This window comes from Parafrankia irregularis (assembly GCF_001536285.1).
Lineage (GTDB): Bacteria > Actinomycetota > Actinomycetes > Frankiales > Frankiaceae > Parafrankia > Parafrankia irregularis.
Map to the genome: position 1 here is coordinate 40,425 of NZ_FAOZ01000040.1, position 25,873 is coordinate 66,297.

Below are 25,873 nucleotides of genomic sequence, written 5' to 3' on the forward strand. Positions count from 1 at the left end.
GCCATGTACGAAGGCGTTGTCCAGGACGTGATCGACGAGCTGGGCCAGCTTCCCGGTATCGGGCCGAAAAGCGCGCAGCGCATCGCGTTCCACCTGCTCGCCGCCGACCCGGCCGACGTCCGTCGGCTCGTGAACGCGCTGACCGAGCTCAAGGAGAAGGTCCAGTTCTGCCGGACCTGTTTCAACGTGGCCCAGTCGGAGCTGTGCCGGATCTGTGTGGACCCGCGCCGCGACCAGACGTCCATCTGCGTCGTCGAGGAGTCTAAGGACGTCGTCGCGATCGAGCGGACCCGCGAGTTCCGCGGCAGATACCACGTTCTGGGTGGCGCGATCAATCCGATCGGCGGGGTCGGCCCGGATGATCTGCACATCCGGGAGCTGATCGCCCGGCTGGCGGACGGCGCGGTCACCGAGATCATCCTGGCGACGGATCCGAACACCGAGGGTGAGGTGACGGCGTCCTATCTGGCGCGCCAGATCGCGCCGATGGGCCTCACGGTCACCCGGCTGGCGAGCGGCCTGCCGATGGGCGGCGACCTCGAATGGGCTGACGAGGTCACCCTCGGCCGTGCCTTCGAGGGCCGGCGGATCGTCAACGCCTGACCGCCCGGCGCGCGTGACCGCTCGGCGCGGCCGGGCGTTCGGGGCGGCCGGGCATTCGCGGTCAGGTACCTGATCTCTGTTGCCTGGCCGGCCGGCGGACGTCAGAAGCCCAGGATCGGCGCGTAGGCCGAGCTGGGGATGGAGGCGAGCGTCAGCAGGACGACGCTGACATCGAGCTGGTCGGCGCCCGCACCGAACTCGGCGTGCCTGCCGTGGGTGGCGTAGACCAGAACGTCGGAGTCCCGCGTCACCCGCACACCGAACATGTGCGTCGCCCGGACCCACCACACCCGGCCTCCCACCCGCACCCGCACCCGCCGAGCGTCGCGGCGCAGCCCGGTCGTGAACCGCGCCAGCCGCCCGGATGGCAGGTCGGGCTGGTCCAGGTAGCCGGTGATGTCCCCACCGGGGCCGTGCACGACTATGCGCGCCGGGCTGGCCGGCGGGCCGGGTTCGACGAGGCTGGCCTCCGCGGAGATCTCCTGCTCCCAGGGATGCATCTCGGCGGCCCAGACCTGCTCGCCGCACACGAACCGTTTGCCGAGCACGCCACCTTCGGGATGCCCGCGTGGCAGCAGCCCGCCAACCACCCGACCGGCACCTTCGAGGCGCCAGACGACGGAGACGATCGCCCCGGCCGGCATCTCGGGGCCCTCCGGCGCACCGGTCACGCTCGTGTTCACGCGCATGCGGGACGGACGCCCGGGCGGTACGCCCCGGCCAGGCCGCACGGTCGCGCGGTGCCCGACACCCCGGACCGTAGTATGGGGTGCAGAGGCCAGTGCACGTACCTCTGCTGTTGCACGTGCGGGTGCCAGTGAACCCGCACCCGCGACGGACGGCCCACGCCTCACCTTCCAACCCCCGCCCTACCATCGGCCCGGACGATCAGCCATTTACGGTCGACGCATCACAGGCCGTCGCCGGCTTCGGGCCGACGCCGGCCGAATCTGCGACCTCCGACACCGAATCACTGCACTATGCATGCAGATGGTACGCGGCATGCGGACTGTCCGGAGTCCCTCGCGCACACCTTTCTCGTCGACACCTTGCTGTCACCACAATTCAATGACAACGCCACACGAATGGATGCCGGCCGGGGCCGTGGCTCCGCGGAACACCGGACCCCGGTGCGGCATCGCGTCGACCTGCGGACAAGGTGGAACCATGCCGGGGAATCCAGGCCGGTAACCGTCTCTCGATCCTCCGAGGAGGAACTGCCCGCAATGAGGCTTTTCCATCCCAAGGTGCATGGTCAGGGATGCCGCAGGTCCGCGTCGACGACGGAGAAGGCTCAATGATCATCAGTTCCCATGTCGGTGCCGGGGCGTTCGTCGGCATGGCCGCGTCGAGGCCGGGGCCGGCTCTGGCGCTTGGCTTTCTGTCGCATCTGGCCATGGACGCGATGCCGCACTGGGGCACCGGTCCCAACACCGAACCCGAGTGGCTGCCGATCGCGCGCAAGGACGGCGTGGCGGGCCTCGCCGCGATGGCCCTGCTCACCGCCGCCGCCCCCGCGGACCGGCGCGTCGGGGTGCTGGCCGGAATGATCGGCGCCTGCCTGCCCGACACCGACAAGGTCGGCCGCTACTTCGTCGGGACCAGCCCCTGGCCGGCCCGCTTCGACCGGTTCCACGAGGCCATCCAGAACGAGTCCCGGCACCGGTTGCCCCGGGAGGTCGCGACGGCCGCCTGCCTGACCGTCGCGGGCACGGTCGCCCTGCGGCTGCTGGCCGCCCGCCCACGCTGAGGCGCGGCTGGTTCCGCCTCCAGCCGGACGGCATGAGCCGCGCCAGCGGCGTCAGCCTCGTCGGGGGCGGGTTCACGGTCGGGGGCGGGGGTGGCTCCGCCGGGCCCGGACCGACAGCGCCGAGAACCGTGCCACGCCGCTCAGGTAACAGTTGTCGACCGAGTCGGCGAGGCTGACAGCGCGGTCGAGGAGCAGCAGGCATCGGTCCGGGTCGCGGTCGACAACCAGCTCGGCCTCGCCATAGGCCAGCCAGCCGATGTCGGACGGGGCAAGCGGCCCCGCCGGCGTCTGGGTCCGCACGACCCGGCCGGCTTCCAGGTCGCCCGCGTGGGCATGGGCGAGCATGACGTTGCGCAGCCCAGCCACCTCGGCATGCCGGTCGCCGCAGGCCCTGGCCGCGGCGACCAGCTCCCAGCCGTGGTCGACGGCCTCGCCGATCCGACCGCGGTAGAACGCGAGGTCGCCAAGCAGTTCGAGCGAGAACCTACGCTCGGGCGCGTCACCGGCGATCAGGCGGCCACGTTGCGCGCAGGCTCCGGCCATCTCCAGGTCACCGGTGCTGACGTACCAGGCCGCCGCGGTCGCCAGGGCGATCGACAGCGCACCGGCGGACACCCCGGGCGGCAGGGCCACCGACAGGTCCGAGACCAGATCCGCCAACCGGTGGGGCTCCACCCCGGCCGGCGGGTGCAGGCCGAACGCCCGGATGAGTTCGACCGCGGCGGACAACGGCTCGATCCGCAGCCGGCTCATCGCGTAGACGTGCACCGCCGCGGCGATCTCGACCGCGAGCGGCGGATCGTTCGCCAGCGCCCAGGCCCGCGCCGCCCTCGACTCGATGAGCAGGTCGGCCAACCGGCGTTGCCCCTCGGCCTCACGCGGGGTACGGAGCAGCCCGTCCGCGACGCGCAGCTGCCCGAGGACGTACCGCGCGTGCGCCGCGGACAGCGTGTCGTCGGCCGCCCCGAGCTCCCACCGCGCGTAGTCGCGGATGGTGCCCAGTAACGAATATCGGGTCAGACCGTGGGCCGGATCCGCGACCACCAGCGAACGCGCAACCAGCGCGTCGAGCATGTCCAGGCCGGTTGCCTGCGGCAGCCCCGCCAGGGCGGCGACGTCCTCGGCGACGACCGGGCCGGCGAAGGCACCCATGATCCGTAGCATCGCCCGGTGCGGGCGGTCCAGCATCGACACCGACCACGCCACCACGTCGGTGAGGGTGCCGTGGCGCGCCGTGCTCGCCCGACGCGTGCCCCGGCGAAGGCCGAGATGCTCATCCAGGCGGTCAGCGAGCTCGGGCAGTGGCATCACGCCGCTTCGCGCCGCCGCCATCTCGATTCCGAGCGGCAGACCGTCGAGGGTGCGGACGATGCGCTCGACCGCCGCGGCGTCCGCCACCGTGCTGCCCGCAACCGCACTGCCCACCACCGCGCTGTCCGCTACCACCCCGGCTGACGCCACGCCGGCTGACACAGGCTCGGCTGACGCAAGCTCGGCTGGCGCCGACGCGGAACCGTCGGGCGTGGCCCGCGCCCGGAACAGCGCGAGAGCGGGGGCATCCGGCCCGTCGACCCGCAACGGACGCACCGGCCAGCAGTGCTCGCCGGCCACGCCGAGCGGCTCACTGCTGGTCGCCAGCACCCGCACCCCGGAACCACCGGAGACAAGAGCTGACGCGGCGGCCGCGGCCGCCCCGACGACGTGCTCACAGCCGTCGAGGATCAGCAACGCCTCCAGGCCGGAGGCGGCTGCCAGGACCGTCATGGCCTCGCCGTCCATCCCGCCCGCACCTGACCCACCGGAGCCACCGGAGCCACCGGAGCAACCCACGCCGAACTCGTCGGCGACGGTGGCGGCGACCGCCGCCGGGTCACGCACACCGGCCAGCTCGACCAGCCGGACGCCGTGCGTGAACCGGCCGGCGAGGCTGTCCGCGAGGTGCAGCGCGAGCCGTGTCTTGCCGACGCCGCCCGGCCCGAAGAGCGTGACGATCCTGGCCGAGCCGATCAGGTCGCTCACCGCGGCCAGGTCGGCGGCGCGCCCCAGCAGAGCGGCGGCGGGCGGGCGACCGCGCCGGGATCGGCCCAGCAGCGTCGGCGAGCCCTTCACCGAGACTGCGGGGGGTGCCGAGCGCGCAGAGGGTGCCGAGAAGGCAGACGGTGCCGAGAAGGCAGACGGTGCCGAGAAGGCAGACGGTGCCGAGAAGCCGGAGGGTGCCGACAGCACCGGGCGCCGCGGCAGCAGAGCCGCCCGCGACTCCCGCGCGGCGGCCCGGGCCTCGGCCAGGCGGACCGCCGCCGGACGCAGTGTCGGATTGTCGGTCAGCTCTCCGAAGGCCGGACCGCGCCAGAGCGCGAGCGCGTCATCCAGCAGGATGAGCTGCTCGGCGGCCTCGGGCACCTCGTGGGAAAGCCTCAGCAGCCGCTCGAAGACCACGATGTCGACCTGCTCAGGCGCCAGCCGCAGAGACCAGCCGCCAGGACAGGTCGCCACGGCGTCGCCGAGCACCCGCCGCAGCCGCGAGACGTAGGACCGCAGCGTCGCCTCCGCGGTCGGCGGAGGGCACTCGCCCCACACCGCGCCCACCAGGCGAGCCTGTGGCACCGCATCGCCCACCCGGGAGCCCAGCACTGCCAGCAGCAGCCGCTGCGTCGGGCTGCCGATGGTGATCGTCGTCCCGGCCGCGTCCACGACGTCCACCGGGCCCAGTAGCCGTACGCGCACACAACCGATCATAGGAGCCACAGCCGGAAACAACCCGTAACACGCCAGATACGCCACTCGGGAGCTATCAGAACGCCGGCGGGCCGCAATCCAACCATAGCGACGCAAGCATCACAATCCGACACCCCGTATACCGCCACCACTCATGCGGCGGCGGAAACTTCCACGCGGGACTCGGGGGTCACGTGGTGTCGGGAAAGAGCACTGCCGCGCCGTCGACCCGGTCGCCGGCCAGGTCCGTGAGCGCCTGAGCGGCCGAGGTCAGCGGGTAGGGGGTGACGGTCACCTCGAGGTGGTGGCGGGAGGCCACGGCCAGGAACTCATGGCCGTCCGCCCGGGTGTTCGCGGTCGTGCTGCGCACGGACCGTTCCTGGAACAGATGCCGCTGGTAGTTCAGCCGCGGGATGTCCGTGAGATGGATTCCCGCGACCGACAGAGTGCCCCCGCGGTCCAGCGCCTCCAGCGCGACCGGCACGAGATCACCTACCGGCGCGAACAGGACAGCCGCGTCGAGTGGCTCGGGGGGAGCGTCGTAGGCGCCGGTCACCGAGGCGGCGCCGAGGTCGAGCGCAAGCCGACGGGCCCGCTCGGACCTCGTCATGACGTGCACGCGGGCGCCCTGGGCGATGGCAACCTGGGCGGCGAGATGCGCGGACGCACCGAACCCGTAGATGCCCAGCCGCCCGTCAGGCGGTAGTTCCGCACGTGACAGTGCCCGGTAGCCGACGATGCCTGCGCACAGCAGCGGAGCCAGCTCGCCGTCGCTGTAGCCGGCCGGCAGGTGGTACGCGTAGGCGGCGTTCACGACGGCGTACTGGGCATAGCCGCCGTCGACGTCCCAGCCGGTGTAGATCGACGCGGGGCAGAGGTTCTCGGCCCCGCGTCGACAGTAGGCACACGTCTGGTCGGTGCCACCGAGCCAGGCGATGCCGAGCCGGTCACCGAGCTGGATCGCGGCGGAGGCGGCGGGAGCGGCACAGGCGGCGGGAGCGGCAGAGGCGGCAGGAGCAGCGGAGGCGGCGGAGGTGGGCCCGTCGGCGAGGGTCTCCGGCGCGCCGGCGGGCTCGATCCCGGGCCCGAGTGCGTCGACGTAGCCGACGACCTCATGGCCCGGAACCGTGCGCGGGCGGCGCGGAGTGAGGTCGCCCTCGGCGAGATGCAGATCCGTCCGGCAGACACCGCAGGCGGCGACCTTCAGCCGGACCTGGCCGGGCCCCGGTTCGGGTACCGGAAGCTCCACTGCCCGCAACGGCCCCGAGGCCATGGGCCCCGGGCTGGTCACCTGCCAGGCCAACACCGCGCATCAACCTCCGTCGCCCGGCCCAGCCGCTCCCACGGATCGCCCGCGGCCAGGCCACGGATCGCCCGCGCCCACGGATCGGCCCGGCCCCACCTTCGAGGCCCGGCCTCGCGGTCAGGCCCGGCCTCGCCGGTCAGCTCCTGGCGAGACGTCGGTCAGACGTTCACGCCGTGGTCGCGGGCGAGGCCGCTGAGGTCGTTGTGCCCCTGGCCCACCGCGCGGAACTTCCAGTCGGCGCCGTTGCGGTACACCTCACCGAAGATCACCACGGTCTCGGTGGAGTAGTCCTCGGAGAGGTCGTAGCGGACCAGCTCGGTGCCGGTCTGGTCCACCACGCGGATGTAGGCGTTGCGTACCTGCCCGAAGTTCTGCGCCCGGTTCACCGCGTCGTAGATCGACACCGGCACGACGATCTTGTCGATCTCCTGGGGCACCAGACCCAGGGCGATGTTGATCGACTCGTCGTCGCCCTCGCCGGCGCCGGTCAGGTTGTCGCCGGAGAGCGAGATGGCACCCTCCGGGCTCTTCATGTTGTTGAAGAAGACGAAGTGACCGTCGGACAGCACCTTGCCGTCGCTCTTGACACCGATAGCGGATGCGTCCAGGTCGAAGTCGGTGCCGGTCGTCGTCCGGGCGTCCCACCCGAGGCCGACGGTGAGCGCGGTCAGCGCTCCGGTTCCCGCCTCGGCGGCCTGCTTCGTGAGGCTGACGTTGCCGCCCTTGGCAAGGCTGATCGCCATGACGAATGTCCTTCCTGAGGAATGCTTCTAACGGCGACGATCCTCCGCAGCGAGGACCATCGGTCCAACATGGTCGCTTCCGTAGCCACCCTTGCACAGGAGTACGAACACAGCCGGCAGGCCGTCGGTCGGATGACACTGATGCCACCGGGACGTCCAAGCCGCCCACGTCACGGAGCGCGACCGGGCGGAAGTGCCCCCGACCTCGGTAATCTGGCACGCATGGCGCTCCTGGTCGCGAAGTTCGGCGGTTCCTCGGTCGCGGACGCGGATCGCATCAAACGGGTCGCCGAGCGGATCGTGGAGACCCGCCGAGCCGGCAACGACGTGGTGGTCGTGGTCAGCGCGATGGGTGACACCACCGACGACCTGCTCGACCTCGCCGAGCAGGTCAGCCCCGTCCCGCCCGCCCGGGAACTGGACATGCTGCTCACCGCCGGTGAGCGGATCTCGATGGCGCTGCTGGCGATGGCGATCACCAAGCTCGGCGCGGAGGCGCGTTCCTTCACCGGCTCCCAGGCCGGGGTGATCACCGACTCGGTGCACGGCAAGGCCCGGATCATCGACGTGACCCCGGGGCGTATCCGCACCGCGCTGGACGAGGGCGCGATCGCGATCGTCGCCGGCTTCCAGGGCGTCAGTCAGGACACCAAGGACATCACCACGCTGGGCCGCGGCGGCTCCGACACGACCGCGGTGGCGCTCGCCGCCGCGCTGAACGCCGACGCCTGCGAGATCTACACCGACGTGGACGGCGTCTTCACCGCCGATCCGCGCATCGTGCCCGATGCCCGCCGCATCGACCGGATCTCCTACGAGGAGATGCTGGAGATGGCGGCGTGCGGGGCGAAGGTGCTCATGCTGCGGTGCGTCGAGTACGCCCGCCGATACAGCGTCCCCGTGCACGTCCGCTCCTCGTTCTCGTCGAAGCCGGGCACGTGGGTCACCGAGACTCCGGAGGCACAGCTCGTGGAACAGGCCATCATCCGCGGCGTCGCGCACGACCTGAGCGAGGCGAAGGTGACCGTCGTGGGCTGCCCGGACAAGCCGGGCGTGGCCGCCGCGGTGTTCCGCGCGGTCGCCGACGCCGACGTCAACCTTGACATGATCGTGCAGGTCGGCTCGGTCGCCGGCTCCGGCCGGACGGACATCTCGTTCACCCTGCCGAAGACGGACGGGAAGACCGCGCTGGAGGCGCTGGAGAAGGTGCACAGCCAGATCGGCTTCGACCGCACCCTCTACGACGACCACATCGGCAAGCTGTCACTGATCGGCGCCGGGATGAAGTCGCATCCGGGGGTGTCCGCTCGTTTCTTCGGCTCCCTCGCCGACGCCGGGGTCAACGTCGAGATCATCTCGACGTCCGAGATCAGGATCTCGGTGGTCGTGCGGGACACGGATCTGCCCGTCGCCGTGCGCGCCGTGCACAGCGCCTTCGAGCTGGGCGACCCGGACGAGAGCGCCGTCGTGTACGCGGGAACGGGTCGATGAACGCTTCCCGCGGCGGCAGCTGCCGCCGTGGCGGCAGCGACGGCAACGGTGACGGCAGCGGCAGTGGACGGACGAGCGGAGGCAGGCAATGAGTGACATCCCCCAGCGCCCCACGCTGGCCGTGGTGGGTGCGACCGGGGCGGTGGGCAGCGTGATGCTCGGCCTGCTGTCCGAGCGCCCGGACGTCTGGGGTGAGATCCGGCTGGTCGCCTCGGCCCGCTCGGCCGGGCGCACGCTTCGGGTACGCGGCCAGGACGTGCCGGTCCAGGTGTTGGCACCGGAGGTGTTCGACGGTGTCGACATCGCCGTCTTCGACGTGCCGGACGAGGTGTCCGCGCAGTGGGCTCCCGTCGCCGCGGCGCGGGGCGCCGTCGCCGTGGACAACTCCGGCGCCTTCCGGATGGACGCGGACGTCCCCCTCGTCGTGCCGGAGGTCAACGCGGCCGCGGTCGCGGACCGCCCGCGCGGCATCATCTCGAACCCGAACTGCACGACCCTGTCGATGATCGTGGCGGTCGGCGCGCTGCACCGGGCCTTTGGCCTCGAATCCCTCTTCGCGACCTCCTACCAGGCCGCGAGCGGGGCCGGGCAGTCCGGCATCGACACGCTGTACGACCAGCTCCAGCTGGTCGGCGGCACCCGGGAGCTGGGGCAGGCGGCCGGTGACGTGCGCAAGGCCGTGGGCGAGGACGGCCTCGGCCCGTTCCCCGCACCGCTCGCGCTCAACGTGGTCCCCTGGGCCGGGTCGTTGAAGGAGGGCGGCTGGTCCTCCGAGGAACTGAAGATCCGCAACGAGTCGCGGAAGATCCTCGGCATGCCGGGCCTGCGGGTGTCGGCGACCTGTGTACGGGTTCCCGTCGTGACCACGCACGCCGTGGCGGTGCACGCCCGCTTCACCCAGCCGGTCACCGGTGAGCAGGCGCGGGAGGTCCTGACGTCGGCTCCCGGCGTGGCCGTCCTGGACGATCCGGCCGCCGGCCAGTTCCCCACCCCGGCGGATGTGGTGGGCACGGACCCGACCTGGGTCGGGCGTATCCGTCAGTCGCCGGATGATCCGCACGAGGTCGCGCTTTTCGTATGCGGGGACAACCTGCGCAAGGGCGCCGCGCTCAACACGCTGCAGATCGCAGAACTGCTCGCAGCCCGCTGACGTCGGTCGGCCCCGCCGGCGCGGGGCCGCCGGTCCGCCGGTGGTAGCGATCAGCACTGAACGTCACTGCACGCGATTGGCACGACGCGAATTGCGCACGCGCCCGGTCCAGTCATGATCCTGTGAACATCCTATGAATCATGAAGGATCGACGCTTCAGCGCTCCCACCACCCGGTCGGCGCGAACGCACGACTGAACAGAGGGCCGTCACGGAACGTGACATCACCCCAGCACGGAGCAGCACAGGACGGCGTCTCGGAACGAGATATTTGCGCCAGGAAGTATTCCCGACATCATCTTTTTCGGTTCCGACCAATCAGCGAGACGCTTGCCGACTGCTCCACGAATCGATCGACCCAGCTGGGAACGAATGACATCTGTTATTCGTCTGCCCGCCGCGGCATACCGATTCCGGCAACGAGATGACGCCGGATCCCGCAACTACATCCAGCCGGATCCTGCACCTGGATCGCACCGGTCGGTACGCCTTCTGGTGAACGACCGCCGCAGCCGGCGGAAGCCCCAAGGCGGGCTACCCGGACAGATCAGAACGCCACCGGCGAGAGCCACGCCATCGCCCTGACATCACCAAAAAGCGGTCAGCCCGCTCACCGGAGTGATCCGACGAGCGGGCTGACCGACCTTGGTTCTACTGCTACTCGTGGCTCAGACGACGCGGACGGCGTCGGCCTGCGGGCCCTTCTGGCCCTGGGTCACCTGGAACTCGACCCGCTGGCCCTCCTCGAGTGCCTTGTAGCCGTCCATCACGATTGCGCTGTAGTGGACGAAGACGTCAGACCCGCCGCCGTCCACGGAGATGAAGCCGAAGCCCTTCTCCGAGTTGAACCATTTCACCGTGCCCTGAGCCACGTGCCGTTCTCCCTGCTGGTGCAGTCAGGACCCGCACCGCGCGGGCCCCGGGCCGGAACGCTTCGGCGATAGGATTCGCCGCCGCGTTGTTCCGCTGTGTCTCGGTTGAGACACGAACTGACGAACCCCGGCCACGCCTGACGCTACACGTACGCGGCCCCGGACGGGAGTCCTCCGGCAGAAGAAGTCCACTTCACGGCTCGGCATTACGAACATCCACTTCACCGTGGCGGTGTGTCACAGCGCACTCGATCGAAGTCGAGCAGCCACCGGAACAGCTCTTCGCAGGCCTTCGCAGCCCTTCACCGAGCGCCGAAGTAAGGACTCCCAACTCACACAAGTGCGCTGCCGGGCAACGCGGGGCTCTGGCGCGCGGGGCCTTCTCCGGCACCATGACGCTCGATCGCGGTGGCGATCTCATCCAGGTCGCCGCCGCTGAGAACCACCTCGCCACCGGCCGGCAGCCAGGCTTCGATCTGGTCCGGACGCCGGGCCCCGACAATCGCGGCGGTCACCCCATCGAAGGACAACGTCCAGGCCACAGCCACCGCGGCCACCGTCGTCCCGTTCCGGTCCGCGATGGGGCGCAGCGCGTCCACCAGGGCCAGGTTCCGGTCGAGCGCGGGCCGCACGAACTCCGGCGACCGATGGCGCCAGTCATCCTCCGGGAGCGACTGCGAGCGCTCCAGCGACCAGCGGCCACTGAGCAGCCCCGACTGCATCGGGCTGTAGACGATCACTCCGATGTCCCGCATCGCACAGTAGGGCAGGAGATCCGTCGCGGCCAGCCGGTTGATCATCGAGAACGGCGGCTGCAGGACGTCGACGCCGCCCACGGTGGCCGCCTCCTCCAGCTGGCCCACCGAGAGGTTCGACACACCCACCGCGCGAATCTTGCCGGCCGCGCGGAGCTCATGCAGGGTGCCGACCGCGTCGGCGATCGACGTGCCGTCCTGCGGCGGCCAGTGCAGCTGGTAGAGGTCGATGCGCTCGGTCCGCAGCCGCCGCAGCGAGGCCTCGACCTCCGCGCGGATCGACGAGGGCGCACCGACCCGCTCCGGCGGCCGGGAGAAGTCGCTCTCGTCCCAGACCAGGCCGCACTTGGTGAAGACGTAGGGCCGCTCGTCGGCGGGGATGTCGGCCAGCGCGCGGGCGACCAGCTCCTCGGAGTGACCGAGCCCGTAGACCGCGGCGGTGTCGATCCAGTTCACCCCGGACCGCACCGCGGCGCGGATCGCCTCGACGGCCTCGGCGTCGTCCTGGGCCCCCCACCCGAACGCCCAGCCCGCCCCGCCGATGGCCCAGGCGCCGAACCCGACCCGGGTGACGGACATGTCAGTCCTGCCGAGTCGGACGGTCGGCAGCGATTCAGGAGCGGTCATTCGGCATCTCCTCGTGAACGTGGGCGCCTGACCCGGGGTGCCCACCGGACTGCGCGCTGGCGTGACCAGGCTCCGGTGACTCCGGGCCGCCGGAACGCGGGGACCTCGCCACCGCTCGCCGGACGTCCACCGACACCACCTGGCGCCTGCCGACGTCTGCCGCGCGCCCGCCAGACGTCTCCAGGCCCGATGCTGCCCGACCCGCGCCCCGTCCGCCCGTCAAGGTGGCCACCCACACGCCCGTGATGCGCCGCCACGAGACGAAAGTCACACGCGAGCAGGCCCTCGCGAACTACTGCGGACCAGAACCTACCGGGACGCGGACGGCACAGGAGCGGCCGTCGCACGGGCGACCATCAGAGAGCCGAACGTCACACAGACGAACGCCGAACGGGCGAACGTCGCAGGGGTGAGCGCTGAACGGGTGAACGCCGAACGGACGTCAGCGGAACCAGCGGCGGTGGCGGCGGGCGGAGGCCGCCGGCCACAGATCGAAGAAGTCCCGTTCGGCCGTGCGGGCCCGGTGCTCCTCCAGCCCGAGCAGCACGCCCAGCGTGAAAGCGGACGGGTCGCCGGCCTCCTGGGCACGCACCCCCCATTCGCGCAGCAGGCCGCGGGCGATCGTCGCGTCCTGATGTGTTCCGAGCAGTTCCTGCATCGACTCGGCGAGCCGGGCGAACGCCGCCGCGGACGAGCCGTAGACCGGGCCGACCGCCTCGGCCGCGTAGCGCAGCCGCTTGGCCTGCTTGCGCGCCGAGTGCAGCAGCTCGTCGCGTTCGAGGCCGATCGGCAGGTCACCGGCGCGGGCCACCTTGCGGGTCAGCCGGCGGTCGGCGTCATGCAGCAGGCCCGGGAGGATCTTCTCGGCGGGCTTGCGGGCGGACCCGGTCAGCGGCGCGTTGACGAGCGCGATCAGATCCTCGAGAAGCTGCAGATAGCGGGCGCTGCGCAACATCGCGAGCGCCTCTTCCCGTGCCGCGCTCTGGTCGGCGGCGAGATGGCCGGAGATGACCGCGGCCGCGTCGCCGCGGACCAGCTCGGCGGGCAGCTCGGCGAGCCGCTCGGTGAAGTAGGCGATCTGCACCTCCGCGTCACGCGCGCCGGACAGCGCCCCGGCCAGGTCGCGCAGCTCGCCGTCCAGGTGCGCGACGAGCTCGGCGGGGAAGAAGGGCGCGAACGTCCGCAGCGTGCTGCGTGTCCGGCGACAGGCGACCCGCATCCGGTGCACGGCGTCCGGGGCGTCCAGCCGCACCCGCGGGTCGGTGGCGAGCAGCGTCTCGACCTGGGCGATGAGATACGCACGGATCACGGTGCCGGCCGGTGTGCGGCGGCGCAGTTTGGCCGCGGCGGCGGGCACATCCGGGCCTGGCGCCTCGGCGAGTGCCGGGCCGAGCACCTGAGCCAGCTTCGAGGCGGACGCCGAGCGGCCGGCCCCGGCGGCCAGCAGCACCCGCTCCACATCGTCCAGCAGGGCAGGGGCGCCCGCACCGAGCTCGACCTCGATCTCGCGCCACTTCTGCGCGCCCGCGGCCGAGCCCAGGATCGTGGCGGACACCTGATCGTCGACGACCTCGGCCAGATCCACACCTGCGTCGTCCCGCAGGCGCCGGGCCGTCCGCAGCGTCACCAGACGGGCGACCGGACGCAGCTCGGCTCCGCGCAGGTACGCCGTGACGAGATCAACGAGGTCGGCGGGCACCGGGCCGCCGTCACCGCCGAGCGGCCGCTGGATCTCGTCCCGCGCCCCGGGGGCGACGGGGAGCTTCAGGTGCCAGCCGGCATCGGGCCCGCCGGTGCGCCGGCGCAGCGTGATGCGGTTGCGGGCCAGCCGCAGGTCCTCGGTGTCGTGGTAGACGGCCTCCAGTGTCACGGCACGGCGGGTGCGCGCCGTCGAGACACCGGGCACCTGGGCCAGCCTGGGCAGCATGAAGCCCGGATCCACCGAGTACTTGCGTTCGATCTCCCGAACCGAGCCCATGCCGGCTCCCTCCCCGTCGTGAGTCGCCCTCGCCGGGACGATCAGTTGGACACCGGACGCATCGGCACCGGGCATCTGCCGCCAGGCGGGCCCCCGAGCACGGAAGGGACCTGGCAAGGCACAACACACAACGCACCCGCAGGCACGTTGTGATATGGACAACTTTTGTTTGCCTTTTGTTTACCTTAGCGCGGAAGGCTACCTCGGAACGGGGATCCACGAGACCTTTCCGGCAAGAATCACGTATCCGACGAAGGCAACACTGTCGATGAGTGTGTGCGCGATCACCAGGGGTAGCACCCGGCCGGTGCGCTGGAAGATCCGCCCGAACAGCAGCCCCATCGCGACATTGCCGGCGAACCCGCCCAGCCCCTGGTAGAGGTGGTAGGAGCCGCGCAGCAGCGCACTCGCCAGCAGGGCGGAATTCGAGCGCCAGCCCAGCTCCCGCAGGCGGACGAGCAGATACCCAGCCACCACGACCTCCTCGGCCAGCCCGTTCTCGGCCGCGGAGGCGATCAGCACCGGCACCCGCCACCAGACGTCCGGCAGGCTCGACGGGGAGACCGTGAGGTTCGCGCCGCTGTGCCAGGCCGCCAGGTAGAAGGCAAGCCCCGCCCCACCCACCACCGCCGCCAGCGCCGCCCCGCGCAGGCCGTCCGCCCACGGGCGACGCCGATCGAGCCCGATGGCCGCGGCGCCGCCGCCGTGCCGGCCGAGCAGATGGCACACGAGGAACACCGGCACCAACGCGGAGGCGATCGACGCGAGCTGCAACGCGAGATCGAGCCAGGGCCGGCCCGGCGCCGCCGACGAGTTCAGGCTCGCGACCTGTGAACGCACCGACTTCTCCGCGGTGAGCACGCCGACATACCGGATCAGCGCGAACAGGCCGGAGGATGCGAACGAGACGCCCAGAACGAGGAGAACCTCGTTGCGCAGCAGCCGGTGGCCGAGCGACTCCGCACCGCCCTGGTAGGCCGGCTCCGCCTCCGGCGTCGGTGCCGGCGCCGGCGCCGGAGGCGGAGGCGGAGCCGGCGGGCTCGTCGTCGTCATCGCCGTCGGAGGCGGTGCGGCTCCTGTGGGCACGGCGGAACCGTCCGCTCGGCTGCTACCGGAGCTGGCCCTCATCACCTAATGAAGGTAGTCGCGCCGCCGAAACGACTCCCGCGCCGGGAGCCGCCACCACCGTCCGCACCCGCCCTGGCCGGCCGCTCGAAGCCGGAGCTACGAAGATCTGAGGAGTTTGGTCGTTGCGACGACCACGATCCTCAGATCTTGCTCAACAGCAACCGCAGTCACAGCCCCGGTCGGAGCCGGCGGACCACATCCGCCGCCTTCGGGAATGCGCTGCACACCCCTGGCCGGGATTGCGCGGCCCTGACGCAGCGCGGCCCTGCGCCGGCAGCATGCCGACGCAGGGCCGCATCCCGGGCCGGTCCCTCGTCAGGACCTGGCCTCGGGGCTGGACACCTCCGGGCTGGAGAACAGGCGGAACAGCATCCACAGTGAGGGCACCAGGATGACGAGCCCGCAGCAGACCGCGATCAGCATCGCCACGATGTTGGCCGACGGGGCGGCGGCCGAGTCGATCGTCGCCTGGCCCATCACGAGATCCGGGTACTGCGCGGCGGCCCAGCCCCAAAGCACGCCGGCGACCGCGAGACCCGCCGTCACCCTCGCCGTCGTGAACCTGTGCCGCCACAGCGCCACCAGCGAGGACACCCCACCGATCGCGGAGATCACGACGAACGGGATCGAACGATCGGCGAACCGATCCGCGACCACCGGTGCCTCGGACCACAGCAGAGGCAACAGCGCGGCGGCGAGCAGCCCGGACACGACCGCACCGCCGAGCGCGCGGCGCCGGAAGCCCGGGACCAGATGCGCCGTCTCGGTGCTGGCGGCCGCGTCGCGGCACAGGTAGACCGCCGCCAGGAAGGCGGTCACCGCGAGCGCGAACACACCGCAGAGGATCCCGAAGGCACTCTTCACCGGGGTGAGCGGTGCGCCTTCGGCGACGTCACCGGTGGCGAGCGCGGCGCCGGCCACCCCGAGGGCGACCGGCGTGATCGCCGACGAGACCGCGAACACGTGGCCCCACCAGTGGTCCGGCCCGGCGGCGCCTGAGCCGTACGCCCGGTACACGTAGGCCGCGCCACGCAGCACGATGCCGGCGAGCGCGCAGATCAGCGGGATCTCCAGGGTCGAACCGACGACACCGAACGCCGCCGGGAAGCCGCTGAACATCATCACCACGACGAAGATGAGCCAGACGTGGTTCGCCTCCCAGATCGGGCCGAGCGCCGCGGAGACGAGCCGGCGCTGGTCCGCGGCGTCGCGGCCGCGGGCGAACAGGTCCCAGACGCCTCCTCCGAAGTCGGCGCCGCCGGTGAGGGCATAGGCGGTGAGCCCGAGCACCATCACGATGGCGAGCAGGTCCGCGGCGGTCATCGGGCGTCCCCCTCCTGCCCGGCACGGCCCGCGCCGGGACGGTCCGCACCGGGACGGCCGGGCGGCTCGGTTGTCAGGGCGTCGAATCCGGAGGCTTCCGACCTCGCGGAGCCGCCCGGCGGCGCGGACTGTTCGGGCAACGCTGAGGCTTCCGGCCTGGCGGAGGCTTCCGGCGCCGGCGCGGGCTGGCCCGCCGGCGCCGGCCGTGCATCCGGAATGTCCGGCGTGGTGGTGCTCTCGGCGATGGCGCCGCCGAGCACCGGCCCGCCGGTCGCCATCCGGCGCAGGATGAGCACCAGCGCGACCGCGAGGCCCAGGTAGAGCAGGACCGTCCCAGCGAAGATCACCGGCATGCCCTCGGTGGTCGTCACAGCCTCGTCCACCCGCATCCGGCCGTAGACGATCCAGGGCTGGCGGCCGCCCTCGGTCACCTCCCAGCCGGCCATCATCGCCGCCACGGAGGCCGGGCCCGAGGCAACCGCCGCCCACAGCCACGATCTGCCGGTGGGCAGCAGCGGCCGTTCCCCGCGCCGGCGCCGGCGCCAGACCGCGATACCGGTGGCGCCGGCGAAGGCGATCAGGGCACAGCCGAGCCCGACCATCACGTTGAAGGCCAGGTGCACCTGGCGCGCGTCCGGCCGCTCCTCCGGGGGCACCGCCGACAGGCCCGTGATCTCGTGATCGGCGCTGAAGCCCTCCATCAACGACAGCAGGTTGGGGATCTCGATCCCGTGCCGGACCTCGCCGGTCTCCTCGTCGTAGATCCCGCCGATGGTCAAGGGGGCATGTGTCTGGGTGTGGCCGATCCCCTCCATCGCGGCGAGCTTGATCGGCTGCTTCTCACCGACCACCCGGGCCGCGATGTCGCCGACGACCAACTGCAGGGGGGCACAGACGAGCAGGACGGTCAGACCGACGCGCAGTCCGCGCTGGTGATACGCGTCGCGCCGGCCGCGCAGCAGGCCGACGGCATACACCCCGGCGACGATGCCGCCGGTGCACATCAGCGCAGCCAGCAGCATGTGGACGAGCTGATGCGGCGCGGTCGCGGCCAGGAACGGGGCGAACGGCTCTGCCGAAACGACCTTGCCATCGACCTCTGTGATGTGACCGGGGGTGTTCATCCAGGCGTTGGCCGTGATGATGAAGAGAGTCGACATCGTCCCGGCGATGGCGATCGGCCACAGCGTCATCCAGTGAGCCCGCGGCGAGAGGCGCTTCCAGCCGTACAGGTACATGCCGATGAAGATCGCTTCGGTGAAGAACGCGAAGCCCTCCAGGGTGAACGACAGTCCGAGCACACCGCCGTACCGGGCCATGAAGGCCGGCCACAGCAGACCGAACTCGAAGGACAGTGCCGTCCCGGAGACTGCGCCGACGGCGAACAGCACCGCGAACGCCTTGGACCACTTGCGGGTCAGCGCCAGCCAGACCGGGTCACGGGTGCGGACCCAGCGGCCTTCGACGAACAGCAGGAGCCACGGCATCCCGACGCCGAACACCGCGAAGCAGATGTGGAACGCCAGCGAGATCGCGGTCTGCGCGCGCGCCAGGTCGGTGGACAGTGCGCTCGCGCGGGTCACATCCGCAGCCAGCGAGAGCGTCTCAACGTGGGAGAACACCGCGACATCGGTGAGAACTGCGGCGGCTTGGACCATCGGGGCCTCCTCCACCGTGGTAGCAGCGAGCCCGTCGCGTACTTCTACGTCCCGTAGAAAATTCTACGAGATGTAGAAGATTCTACGTTCCGTAGAAGATTTTTTGTTGTGAGATCGAGCGACCTGACCGAACTTGCGGGCAGGAAGTTCTACGCGGCGTAGGATCGGTCTATGGCTCGCCTGGGTGACCTGGAACGGTCGGTCATGGACGTCCTGTGGTCCGCGGAGGGCTGGCTGACCGCACGTAACGTCGCGGCCCGCCTGCACCACGAACGCGACCTCGCCTACACCACCGTGCTGACCGTGCTGGAGCGCTTGGAGCGCAAGGGCTTCGTGCGCCGCCAGCGGGCCGCGCGCGCCCACCGTTACGCGGCGGCCGACAGCAGGGAGGCCGTGGTCGCGGAGGCGATGCTGGAAGCTCTCGGCACCGCCGACGACCGGGGCTCCGCGCTCGTCCGCTTCGTTGGCTCGGTGTCCGCGGAGGAGGCCGAGATCCTGCGCCGCGCGCTCGAGCCCACCGGCCCCGCCGACACGCCCGAGGCCACGCCCGGCACCGAGGGCGGCAGCGGCGAGCAGGCACACGCGCCCGTCGAGGCCCCGGCGGCCGGATCCGACGGTGGCCCGGCGCGAGCCGAGGCCGGCACCGACAGCGCCCCTGACGCGGCGGCCCCGAGCGCCTGACACGACCAGCGCGCCTGGCACCGGCACCGCCCCGCTCCCCTGCCCCGCGACCGCTTTGCCGCAGGCCGAGAGTTGAGGATTTCGGTCGTTCGAACAACCACGATCCTCAGGATTTGCTCGGCAGCAGCGACGGCGACCGCGACCCGAGGCCACGGCGACCGAAGACCTGAGGATCTTCGTCGTTCGAACAACCACGATCCTCGGGATTTGCTTGACAGCAGGGGCAGCCCGAAGATCGACGCACGGGACCTTTGGCCATGACCACCGTCAGGGGACTACCGGACGTCACCGAAGTCACCCCCCGACTGCCCATAACAGCGACGACCAGCGCATTCGGTCCGATCAGGCTCGCAGTCGGCGCGCAATCGTAGTCAGTCCGGGTGCAGAGCGGTAGCGTCAGGCTGGACATGACGACCGCGGCCCTTCTCGCCCTGTTCGCGTGCGCGCTGGCATGGCCGGCCCCACGCCTGCTGGCCGCCGCCCGTTGGCCGCACCGCTGTCCGCGCGCCGCGATCGTGCTGTGGCAGGCGATCGGCCTGGCCGGTGGGGTGTCCGCACTGCTCGCCGCGGCGGCGTTCACCGTGGCCCCGTTGTCGCAGGGCATCCCCGCCGCGATGGCCGACCACGCGGCCAACCTCCTGGCCGGCGACCCACTCGTCGGGCTCGGCCGGATGAATCTCATCGGTCTCGCGATCGCCGCCGCGCTGGCCGCCCGGCTGTTCGGCGTGTTGGCCGTGTCGACAGCGGCGACGCTGCGCGAACGTCATCGGCACCGGCACCTCGTCGATCTGGCCGGTCACCGGCACCGCGACCACCTCCACGATCACGCACATGGTCCCGTACACGGACGCAGCGCCGGCCACGGCCAGCCCGCGGAGTCAGGAACGCCCGCAGACGTCCCGAACGCGGGCGACGCCAACCCGGCGGGCGACCCGGCAGGGCCAGTTGGTGACCCGGCAGGGCCAGTAGGCGCCCCTGCCGGGCCAGAGGGCCGAGCGGCAGGGCCGATGGGCCTGGCGGGGGGCCGTGCCGAGCTTCCCGGCGAGGGGTGTTCCCTGTGCCTGCACCGGGAACGCAGCGCCGCCCGGCTGCGCATCCTCGACCATCCGGTCGCCGTCGCCTACTGCGTTCCCGGCGGGCGGCACGCGCGGGTCGTGGTCTCCGAGGGGCTGCTGCGAACGCTGACACCGGAGGAGCTCGACGCTGTCCTCGCGCACGAGGAGGCGCACGTCGCCGGCCGGCATGACCTGGTGATCCAGCCCTTCATGGCCTGGGAGCGCACCTTTCCGTTCCTGCGCCCGGCACGCGAGGCCACCGCCGCGGTGTCGCTGCTGGTCGAGATGCTCGCGGATGACGCCGCCGCGCAGCGGACCAGTGGGCGCACGCTGGCGCGGGCACTGGCCCGGCTCGGGGTGACCCGTGCCGCGGTGCCCGCCGGCACGCTGGGGGTGACCGGCATGCCGCCGGGCACCGCCCCCGAGTCGCTGGCGGTGCTGGGAGTCGGCGGGGCCGGCCGCCTCGTCGCCACGATGACCACCTTTCTCGGCGAAAGCCCCGGCGCCCAGCGGCGCAGTCCCGTGCACACACCTGTTGTCACCCGGATCTCCCGGCTGCTCGACCCCCCGACGGTCCCGATCTGGCTGCCCGGCGCGGCCTACCTCACCGCGGTGGCGGTGTTCCTCGCCCCGGTCCTGTTGCTGCTCCTCTGAGAGACGTCCTTTGACCAGTCGCCCCGGCCCGTCGTCGCCCGCATCGGAACCAGACGGCCCCGCGGCCGGCGCGCAGGCGGGACCAAAGTCGCAACCACTACCAAAGTCACCACCGGCCTCACCGCTTCCGCCACCGACGCCGACGCCGACGCCAGCGCCGGCGTCGCCGTCGCCGTCGTCGCGGAGCCAGGCTCAGGATCCGGGTGGTTTCTCCGGCGGTGTCTCCTCCGACGCTCGCCACGCGGCAGTACGCGCCGACGTGCGCCGGCTGGGAACGCTGCTCGGTGAGGCGCTCACCCGCCACGAGGGCGCCGAGCTGCTCGACCTGGTCGAACGGGTCCGGCTGCTGGCCCGCGGTGAGGACGCCGGCGCCGAGCTCGCCACAGTGCTCGACGAGGTCGACGCATCCAGGGCGATTCCGCTGGCCCGGGCGTTCAGCGCCTACTTCCAGCTGGCCAACATCACCGAGCAGCTGCACCGCTCAAGGGAGATCTCCGACCGGTCGAGCGGGCGGCTGCAGGCGCTCACCGAGCAGATCGCCGACGCCGTGGCCGACGGCAGCCTGGACCCGGGCCTGCCCGCCGAGGTGATGCGGCGCCTTGAGCTCCGGCCGGTGTTCACCGCGCACCCCACCGAGGCCAGTCGACGCTCCGTGCTGGACACCCTGCGCGGCATCGCGGATCTGCTCGACGCCGCCGACGACCCGCGCCGCCCCGGTGCCGACGACGAACGGCTGGCCCGGCGGCTCGCCGAGATGGTGGACGTCCTGTGGCAGACCGACGAGCTGCGGGTCGAGCGGCCCAAGCCGGCGGATGAGGCCCGGTCCGCCACGTACTACCTGGGGTCGATCATCACCGAGGTCCTTCCGGACCTGCTGGAGGACCTGGACCGGGCGCTGGCCCGGATCGGCGTGGAGCTGCCGGTCACCGCCCGCCCGCTGACGTTCGGCTCGTGGGCGGGCGGAGACCGGGACGGCAACCCGAACGTCACCCCGGCCGTCACCCTCGAGGTCCTGAACCTTCAGCACGAGTTCGGCATCAGGGTGCTCACCGCGGCGCTCGACCGGCTGGTCCGTGAGCTGACCGCGTCCACCCGGGTCGTCGGGGAGATCAGTGCCGGGCTGCGGGCCGCGCTGGCAGCGGACCGGGCGGCGCTGCCCGAGGTGTACGGCCGGTTCATCCGGCTCAACGCCGAGGAGCCCTACCGGCTCAAATGCAGCTACATCCTGGCCCGGCTGGCCGCCACCCGGGCCAGGCTCGCCGCCGGCTCCCCGCATGTGCCGGGCAAGGACTACCTGCGGATCACCGAGCTGGTGGACGAACTGGAGCTCATGCGGGCCTCCCTCGCCGCCAGCCACGGTGAGCTGGTGGCGAACGGGCCGGTGCTGCGCGCGATCCGGACCGCGAACGCCGCCGGGCTGTCGTTGGCGACACTCGACATCCGTGAGCATGCCGACGCCCATCACGCGACCCTCGGCGCGATCTACGACCAGCTCGGCGAGCTCGACGTCCCCTATGCCAGCCTGGACCGACCAGCCCGGCTCGCGCTGCTGGTGGCGGAGCTGGCGGGGCGCCGACCGCTGCTCGGTGCGGTCCCGCCGCCGCTGCCGGAACGCGCCGCGCGGACTTTCGAGCTGCTCACCACGGTGCGCCGGGCGCTGGACCTGTACGGCGACGGTGTCATCGAGAGCTACATCGTGTCGATGACCAGAGGCGTCGACGACATCCTCGCGGTCGTCGTCCTCGCGCGGGAGGCGGGGCTCGTCGGCACGGGCCGCTCCGCGGGAGCGGAAACCGGCTCGGGCACCGCGACCGGCTCGGGCACCGCGGCGGGCACCAGCGCTGGTGCTGGTGCCGGCAGCCGTAGCGGCAGCGCAGCGGGCACGGGCGGGGCGTGGGCGCGCATCGGGTTCGTCCCGCTGTTCGAGACCGTCACCGAGCTGCGGGCGGCGGGCAGCCTGCTCGAGCGGCTGCTCGCGGATCCGTCCTATCGCTCGCTGGTCGCGGCACGCGGTGACGTGCAGGAGGTCATGCTCGGTTACTCGGACTCGTCCAAGGACGCCGGCATCACCGCCTCCCAGTGGGAGATCCACAAGGCGCAGCGCGAGCTGCGGGACACCGCGCGGGCCCACGGCGTCGTCCTGCGGCTGTTCCACGGCCGGGGCGGCTCGGTCGGCCGCGGCGGCGGCCCCTCCGGGGAGGCGATCCTCGCCCAGCCGTACGGCACCCTGGACGGGCCGATCAAGGTCACCGAGCAGGGCGAGGTGATCTCGGACAAGTACATCCTGCCCAGCCTCGCCCGGCAGAACCTGGAGATCGCCCTGGCCGCGGTGGTCGAGGCCTCGGTGCTGCACCGGACCTCTCGGCAGCCCGACCACGTCCTCGCCGGCTGGGACGACACGATGGCCGCGGTCTCGGAAGCGGCGCAGGGCGCCTACCGGTCGCTGGTGGCCGATCCCGCGCTGGTGCCGTTCTTCCTCGCCGCGACGCCCGTCGACGAGCTGGGGAACCTCAACATCGGTTCCCGGCCGGCGCGGCGGCCCGGCGGCACCGGGGGGCTCGCCGACCTGCGGGCCATCCCGTGGGTGTTCGGCTGGACGCAGTCACGGATCCTGCTGCCCGGCTGGTTCGGGGTCGGCTCCGGCCTGGCCGCGGCGCGCGTGGCCGGAGCCGGCGACGAGCTGGCCGAGATGTACCGCTCATGGCACTTCTTCCGCACCTTCCTCGGCAACGTCCAGATGACGCTGGCCAAGGCGGACCTCACGATCGCGCGCCACTACGTGTCCACCCTGGTCGATCCCGAGCAGGCCGGCCTGCTCGACGTCATCCGGGCCGAGTACGACCGCACGGTACGCGAGGTCCTGAGCGTCACCGGCCAGTCGGAACTGCTGGAGACCGCACCCGTGCTGCGACACACCCTGCAGGTCCGGGACGTCTATCTCGCTCCGCTGCACGCCCTGCAGGTGTCACTGCTGGCCCGCACCCGGGCCGCCGGCGACGACGCGGATCCCCGCCTGCGCCGCGGCCTGCTGCTGACCATCAACGGCATCGCCGCCGGCCTTCGCAACACCGGGTGACGCCGGTGGCACCGCTGCCCCCATCGACACCGCTGACACCACTGACACCGCTGGCGCCGCTGACGCCGCTGACGCCGCTGGCGCCGCTGACGCCACCGCGTCGGCGACGCGCCGGCGGCGAGGAGCGGTCGTCAGGCCCAGGACCAGGGTGGCCGCGCTGGCGGCGACGACGACCCACCGGCCGGCCGGGCTCATCGCATCGATCATGGTCGTCGACTCGCCCCCGCCCCCAGCCCCACCCGCTGCCGCCGTGACGGTGACCGCCGCGACGGACCCGACCAGTGCGACGCCCAGCGACTGGCCTACCTGACGGCTCGTCGAGGCGACCGCCGCGGCCACCCCCGCCTGCTCGACCGGCATGCCGGAGACCGCGGTGTTCGTGATCGGCGCGTTCACCAGCCCGAAGCCCGCCCCGAACACCGTGTAGGCGATCAGCAGCTGCCCGGTCGAGCTGCCGGCGTCGAAGCCGACCATCGCGAGGCTGCCCAGCGTGAGGCCGACCCCCGCCGCGAGCAGCGAGGGCCTGGGGCCGAACCGCGCGACCGCCCGCCCCGACAGCGGCGCGCCGATGATGATGCCCGCCGCCATCGGCAGCGTCACCAGGCCCGCGTGCAGCGGTTGGTAGCCACGGACGTCCTGCAGGTAGATGGTGTTGAGCAGCAGCGAGCCGCCGAGCGCCCCCAGCGCGCACACCGCGGTCAGCGTCGCCCCCGAGAACGACGCGACGCGGAACAGGCGGACGTCCAGCAGCGGTTCCTCGCGGCGGGACTCGTAGCGCACCAGCAGCGCCACCGCGACGCCGGCGCCGGCGAGCAGGCCGAGGGTCCTGGCGGACGTCCAGCCGGCCTCGGGCGCGGCGATGAGTGAATACGTCAGCGTGGCGAGAATGAAGATCACTAGTACCTGGCCGACCGCGTCCAGCCGCCGTGGCCGCGACGCGCGTGACTCCGGCACGTACAGCTGGGCCAGGGTCAGGGCGATCAAACCAATCGGGATGTTGATCCAGAAGATCGAACGCCAGCCGACCCACTCGACCAGAACACCGCCCAGTACCGGGCCGAGTGCCATGCTGATGCCGACGACAGCACCCCAGACGCCGATGGCCCGCGCCCGCTCGCGCGGGTCGGTGAACGTGTTCGTGATGATCGACATCGCCACCGGGTTGAGCATCGAGCCGCCGACGGCCTGCACCATCCGGAACGCCACCAGCCAGTGCAGGCTGGGCGCGATGCTGCACAGCAGGGAGCCGAGGGTGAACAGCGCGAGACCGGCCTGGAAGATCCGGCGGCGGCCGAGCCGGTCCCCCATCGAGCCGGCGAGCATGAGCAGGCTCGCCAGCACGATGGTGTAGCCGTCGATGGACCACTGCAGGCCGGCGGGGGACGCGTCGAAGTCACGCCGCAGCGAGGGCAGCGCGATGTTCACGATCGTGTTGTCGAGCCCGACGATGAGCAGGCTCATCGAACAGATCCCGAGCACGGCGAACCTTCGGTTCCTGGTCAGTTCGACTTCGACCATCGGACGGATCACCTCCGGGGCGGATGTCGGCTCTGCACCCCTTGCGGCGCCGGGGGCCAATTGTTTAGCTTATAGCAACTAACGGATGGGGCATCCCGGATCTTTCGCCTCGCCCCGGATCACCCCGCCCGCCCACCTCGGGCACCCGGGCACCACGCGCTGCCACCACCGCCGCCCCGCTGTCGCCACCGCCACCGATGCCACTGGCCGCTGCCGCCGTCGAGCAAGATCCGAGGATCCTGGCCACCCCAGAAAGCGCGTGGCGCACACCCGCCCGCCGCGCGGCGACCCACCGGGCATCCCGCGCCGCCACGCAGCCCCAGCAATTCACACCGATAGCGAAAACCGGGCCCTTGACGATCCACAAGAATTGAGGATTTCGGTCGCTGTAGCAGCCATAATCCTCACTTCTCGCTTGGACGCAGTGGCGGCAGCGGGCAGCCGAGGCTCGCGATCCCACGACCGGCTCCAGAACGACCAGAACCCCCAGGTCTTCGGACTCGCCGAGCGGGAGCGGGCGGCGCTTGTCAGCCATGCGGAGCCGGCCAGGAGATGTAGACGCGGAAACGCCGGTACGCCCGGACGTCTTGTAAACGTCACGGGCGCACCGGCGTCATACCCAGGGCGGTAGCCCCAGCTCTGATCCACACCTCACCCGGCCACAGCCAACCCACAAAGGCCCACGCGACACCGGATCAGCGCATTGATCGATCAGCTCAGACCTTGTGACCCCAGCAAGGCTTCGAACTCACCCACGGACTCGAACCCTGCTGCGCATACAGAATATGCGC

At 71.7% G+C, this 25,873-nt stretch carries 18 protein-coding genes; 7 read left to right on the top strand and 11 right to left on the bottom strand.

The annotated features are described in order from the left end of the window. The first annotated feature begins 3 nt into the window (after window positions 1–3). Window positions 4–603 carry a recombination mediator RecR gene (recR, locus tag AWX74_RS34670; RefSeq protein ID WP_091285455.1) on the top strand — a complete coding sequence of 200 codons (600 nt, stop codon included), beginning with the start codon at window positions 4–6 and terminating at the stop codon, window positions 601–603. A 101-nt stretch (window positions 604–704) separates the two neighbouring features. Here recR and AWX74_RS34675 read toward each other — a convergent pair whose 3' ends face one another. Next, window positions 705–1,292 (bottom strand): hypothetical protein, encoded by a 588-nt coding sequence (locus tag AWX74_RS34675; RefSeq protein WP_226931102.1) that lies wholly within the window; start codon window positions 1,290–1,292, stop codon window positions 705–707. A gap of 608 nt (window positions 1,293–1,900) precedes the next feature. Between AWX74_RS34675 and AWX74_RS34680 the strand changes: the two genes are divergently transcribed. After that, on the top strand, window positions 1,901–2,353 hold the full coding sequence (locus AWX74_RS34680; protein ID WP_091285462.1) for a hypothetical protein: 453 nt from the start codon (window positions 1,901–1,903) through the stop codon (window positions 2,351–2,353). Window positions 2,354–2,425: 72 nt separating this feature from the next. On the opposite strand, the gene AWX74_RS34685 is transcribed toward AWX74_RS34680, so the two are convergent. From AWX74_RS34685 to AWX74_RS34695, 3 genes are all read right to left on the bottom strand, one after another. Next, window positions 2,426–5,077 carry a BTAD domain-containing putative transcriptional regulator gene (locus AWX74_RS34685; protein WP_242666560.1) on the bottom strand — a complete coding sequence of 884 codons (2,652 nt, stop codon included), beginning with the start codon at window positions 5,075–5,077 and terminating at the stop codon, window positions 2,426–2,428. A 181-nt stretch (window positions 5,078–5,258) separates the two neighbouring features. Continuing rightward, window positions 5,259–6,374 carry a zinc-binding alcohol dehydrogenase family protein gene (locus AWX74_RS34690; RefSeq protein WP_091285403.1) on the bottom strand — a complete coding sequence of 372 codons (1,116 nt, stop codon included), beginning with the start codon at window positions 6,372–6,374 and terminating at the stop codon, window positions 5,259–5,261. 158 nt (window positions 6,375–6,532) lie between these two features. Then, the gene (locus tag AWX74_RS34695; RefSeq protein WP_091285406.1) at window positions 6,533–7,117 is read right to left on the bottom strand and encodes a TerD family protein; all 585 of its coding nucleotides are present in this window, start codon (window positions 7,115–7,117) and stop codon (window positions 6,533–6,535) included. Window positions 7,118–7,339: 222 nt separating this feature from the next. Here AWX74_RS34695 and AWX74_RS34700 point away from each other — a divergent pair, with 222 nt between their 5' ends. After that, the gene (locus AWX74_RS34700) at window positions 7,340–8,608 is read left to right on the top strand and encodes an aspartate kinase (RefSeq protein ID WP_091285410.1); all 1,269 of its coding nucleotides are present in this window, start codon (window positions 7,340–7,342) and stop codon (window positions 8,606–8,608) included. Between the two features lie 88 nt (window positions 8,609–8,696). Next, on the top strand, window positions 8,697–9,758 hold the full coding sequence (locus AWX74_RS34705) for an aspartate-semialdehyde dehydrogenase (RefSeq protein ID WP_091285414.1): 1,062 nt from the start codon (window positions 8,697–8,699) through the stop codon (window positions 9,756–9,758). A 667-nt stretch (window positions 9,759–10,425) separates the two neighbouring features. On the opposite strand, the gene AWX74_RS34710 is transcribed toward AWX74_RS34705, so the two are convergent. From AWX74_RS34710 to AWX74_RS34735, 6 genes are all read right to left on the bottom strand, one after another. Then, a complete protein-coding gene (locus AWX74_RS34710) occupies window positions 10,426–10,629 on the bottom strand; it encodes a cold-shock protein (RefSeq protein ID WP_006540798.1) in 204 nt (67 codons plus the stop codon). 332 nt (window positions 10,630–10,961) lie between these two features. After that, the gene (locus AWX74_RS34715) at window positions 10,962–12,011 is read right to left on the bottom strand and encodes an aldo/keto reductase (RefSeq protein WP_091285417.1); all 1,050 of its coding nucleotides are present in this window, start codon (window positions 12,009–12,011) and stop codon (window positions 10,962–10,964) included. Between the two features lie 442 nt (window positions 12,012–12,453). Beyond that, window positions 12,454–13,989 carry a CYTH and CHAD domain-containing protein gene (locus AWX74_RS34720; protein WP_091285465.1) on the bottom strand — a complete coding sequence of 512 codons (1,536 nt, stop codon included), beginning with the start codon at window positions 13,987–13,989 and terminating at the stop codon, window positions 12,454–12,456. 198 nt (window positions 13,990–14,187) lie between these two features. Continuing rightward, window positions 14,188–15,042: a CPBP family intramembrane glutamic endopeptidase gene (locus AWX74_RS34725; RefSeq protein WP_091285420.1), complete on the bottom strand. Its 855-nt coding sequence runs from the start codon at window positions 15,040–15,042 to the stop codon at window positions 14,188–14,190. 390 nt (window positions 15,043–15,432) lie between these two features. Then, complete coding sequence (locus AWX74_RS34730) at window positions 15,433–16,440, bottom strand: cytochrome d ubiquinol oxidase subunit II (RefSeq protein WP_091285425.1); 1,008 nt, start codon at window positions 16,438–16,440, stop codon at window positions 15,433–15,435. Beyond that, entirely contained in the window at window positions 16,437–18,098 is a 1,662-nt protein-coding gene (locus tag AWX74_RS34735) for a cytochrome ubiquinol oxidase subunit I (protein WP_091285429.1), read from the bottom strand. Before AWX74_RS34735 ends, AWX74_RS34730 begins: the two co-directional genes overlap by 4 nt. Window positions 18,099–18,269: 171 nt before the next feature. On the opposite strand from AWX74_RS34735, the gene AWX74_RS34740 reads away from it, so the two are divergent. The 3 genes from AWX74_RS34740 (at window position 18,270) to AWX74_RS34750 (ending at window position 23,564) form a co-directional block, all read left to right on the top strand. Next, complete coding sequence (locus AWX74_RS34740) at window positions 18,270–18,779, top strand: BlaI/MecI/CopY family transcriptional regulator (RefSeq protein ID WP_091285433.1); 510 nt, start codon at window positions 18,270–18,272, stop codon at window positions 18,777–18,779. Window positions 18,780–19,186: 407 nt separating this feature from the next. Continuing rightward, window positions 19,187–20,488 (top strand): M56 family metallopeptidase, encoded by a 1,302-nt coding sequence (locus AWX74_RS34745; RefSeq protein WP_091285435.1) that lies wholly within the window; start codon window positions 19,187–19,189, stop codon window positions 20,486–20,488. A gap of 259 nt (window positions 20,489–20,747) precedes the next feature. Continuing rightward, window positions 20,748–23,564, top strand: coding sequence for a phosphoenolpyruvate carboxylase (locus AWX74_RS34750; protein ID WP_091285438.1), 2,817 nt, complete (start codon window positions 20,748–20,750; stop codon window positions 23,562–23,564). Here AWX74_RS34750 and AWX74_RS34755 read toward each other — a convergent pair. Beyond that, on the bottom strand, window positions 23,454–25,082 hold the full coding sequence (locus AWX74_RS34755; RefSeq protein WP_091285441.1) for an MFS transporter: 1,629 nt from the start codon (window positions 25,080–25,082) through the stop codon (window positions 23,454–23,456). The two genes, AWX74_RS34750 and AWX74_RS34755, sit on opposite strands and share 111 nt — an antisense overlap. Between the last annotated feature and the right edge of the window lie 791 nt (window positions 25,083–25,873).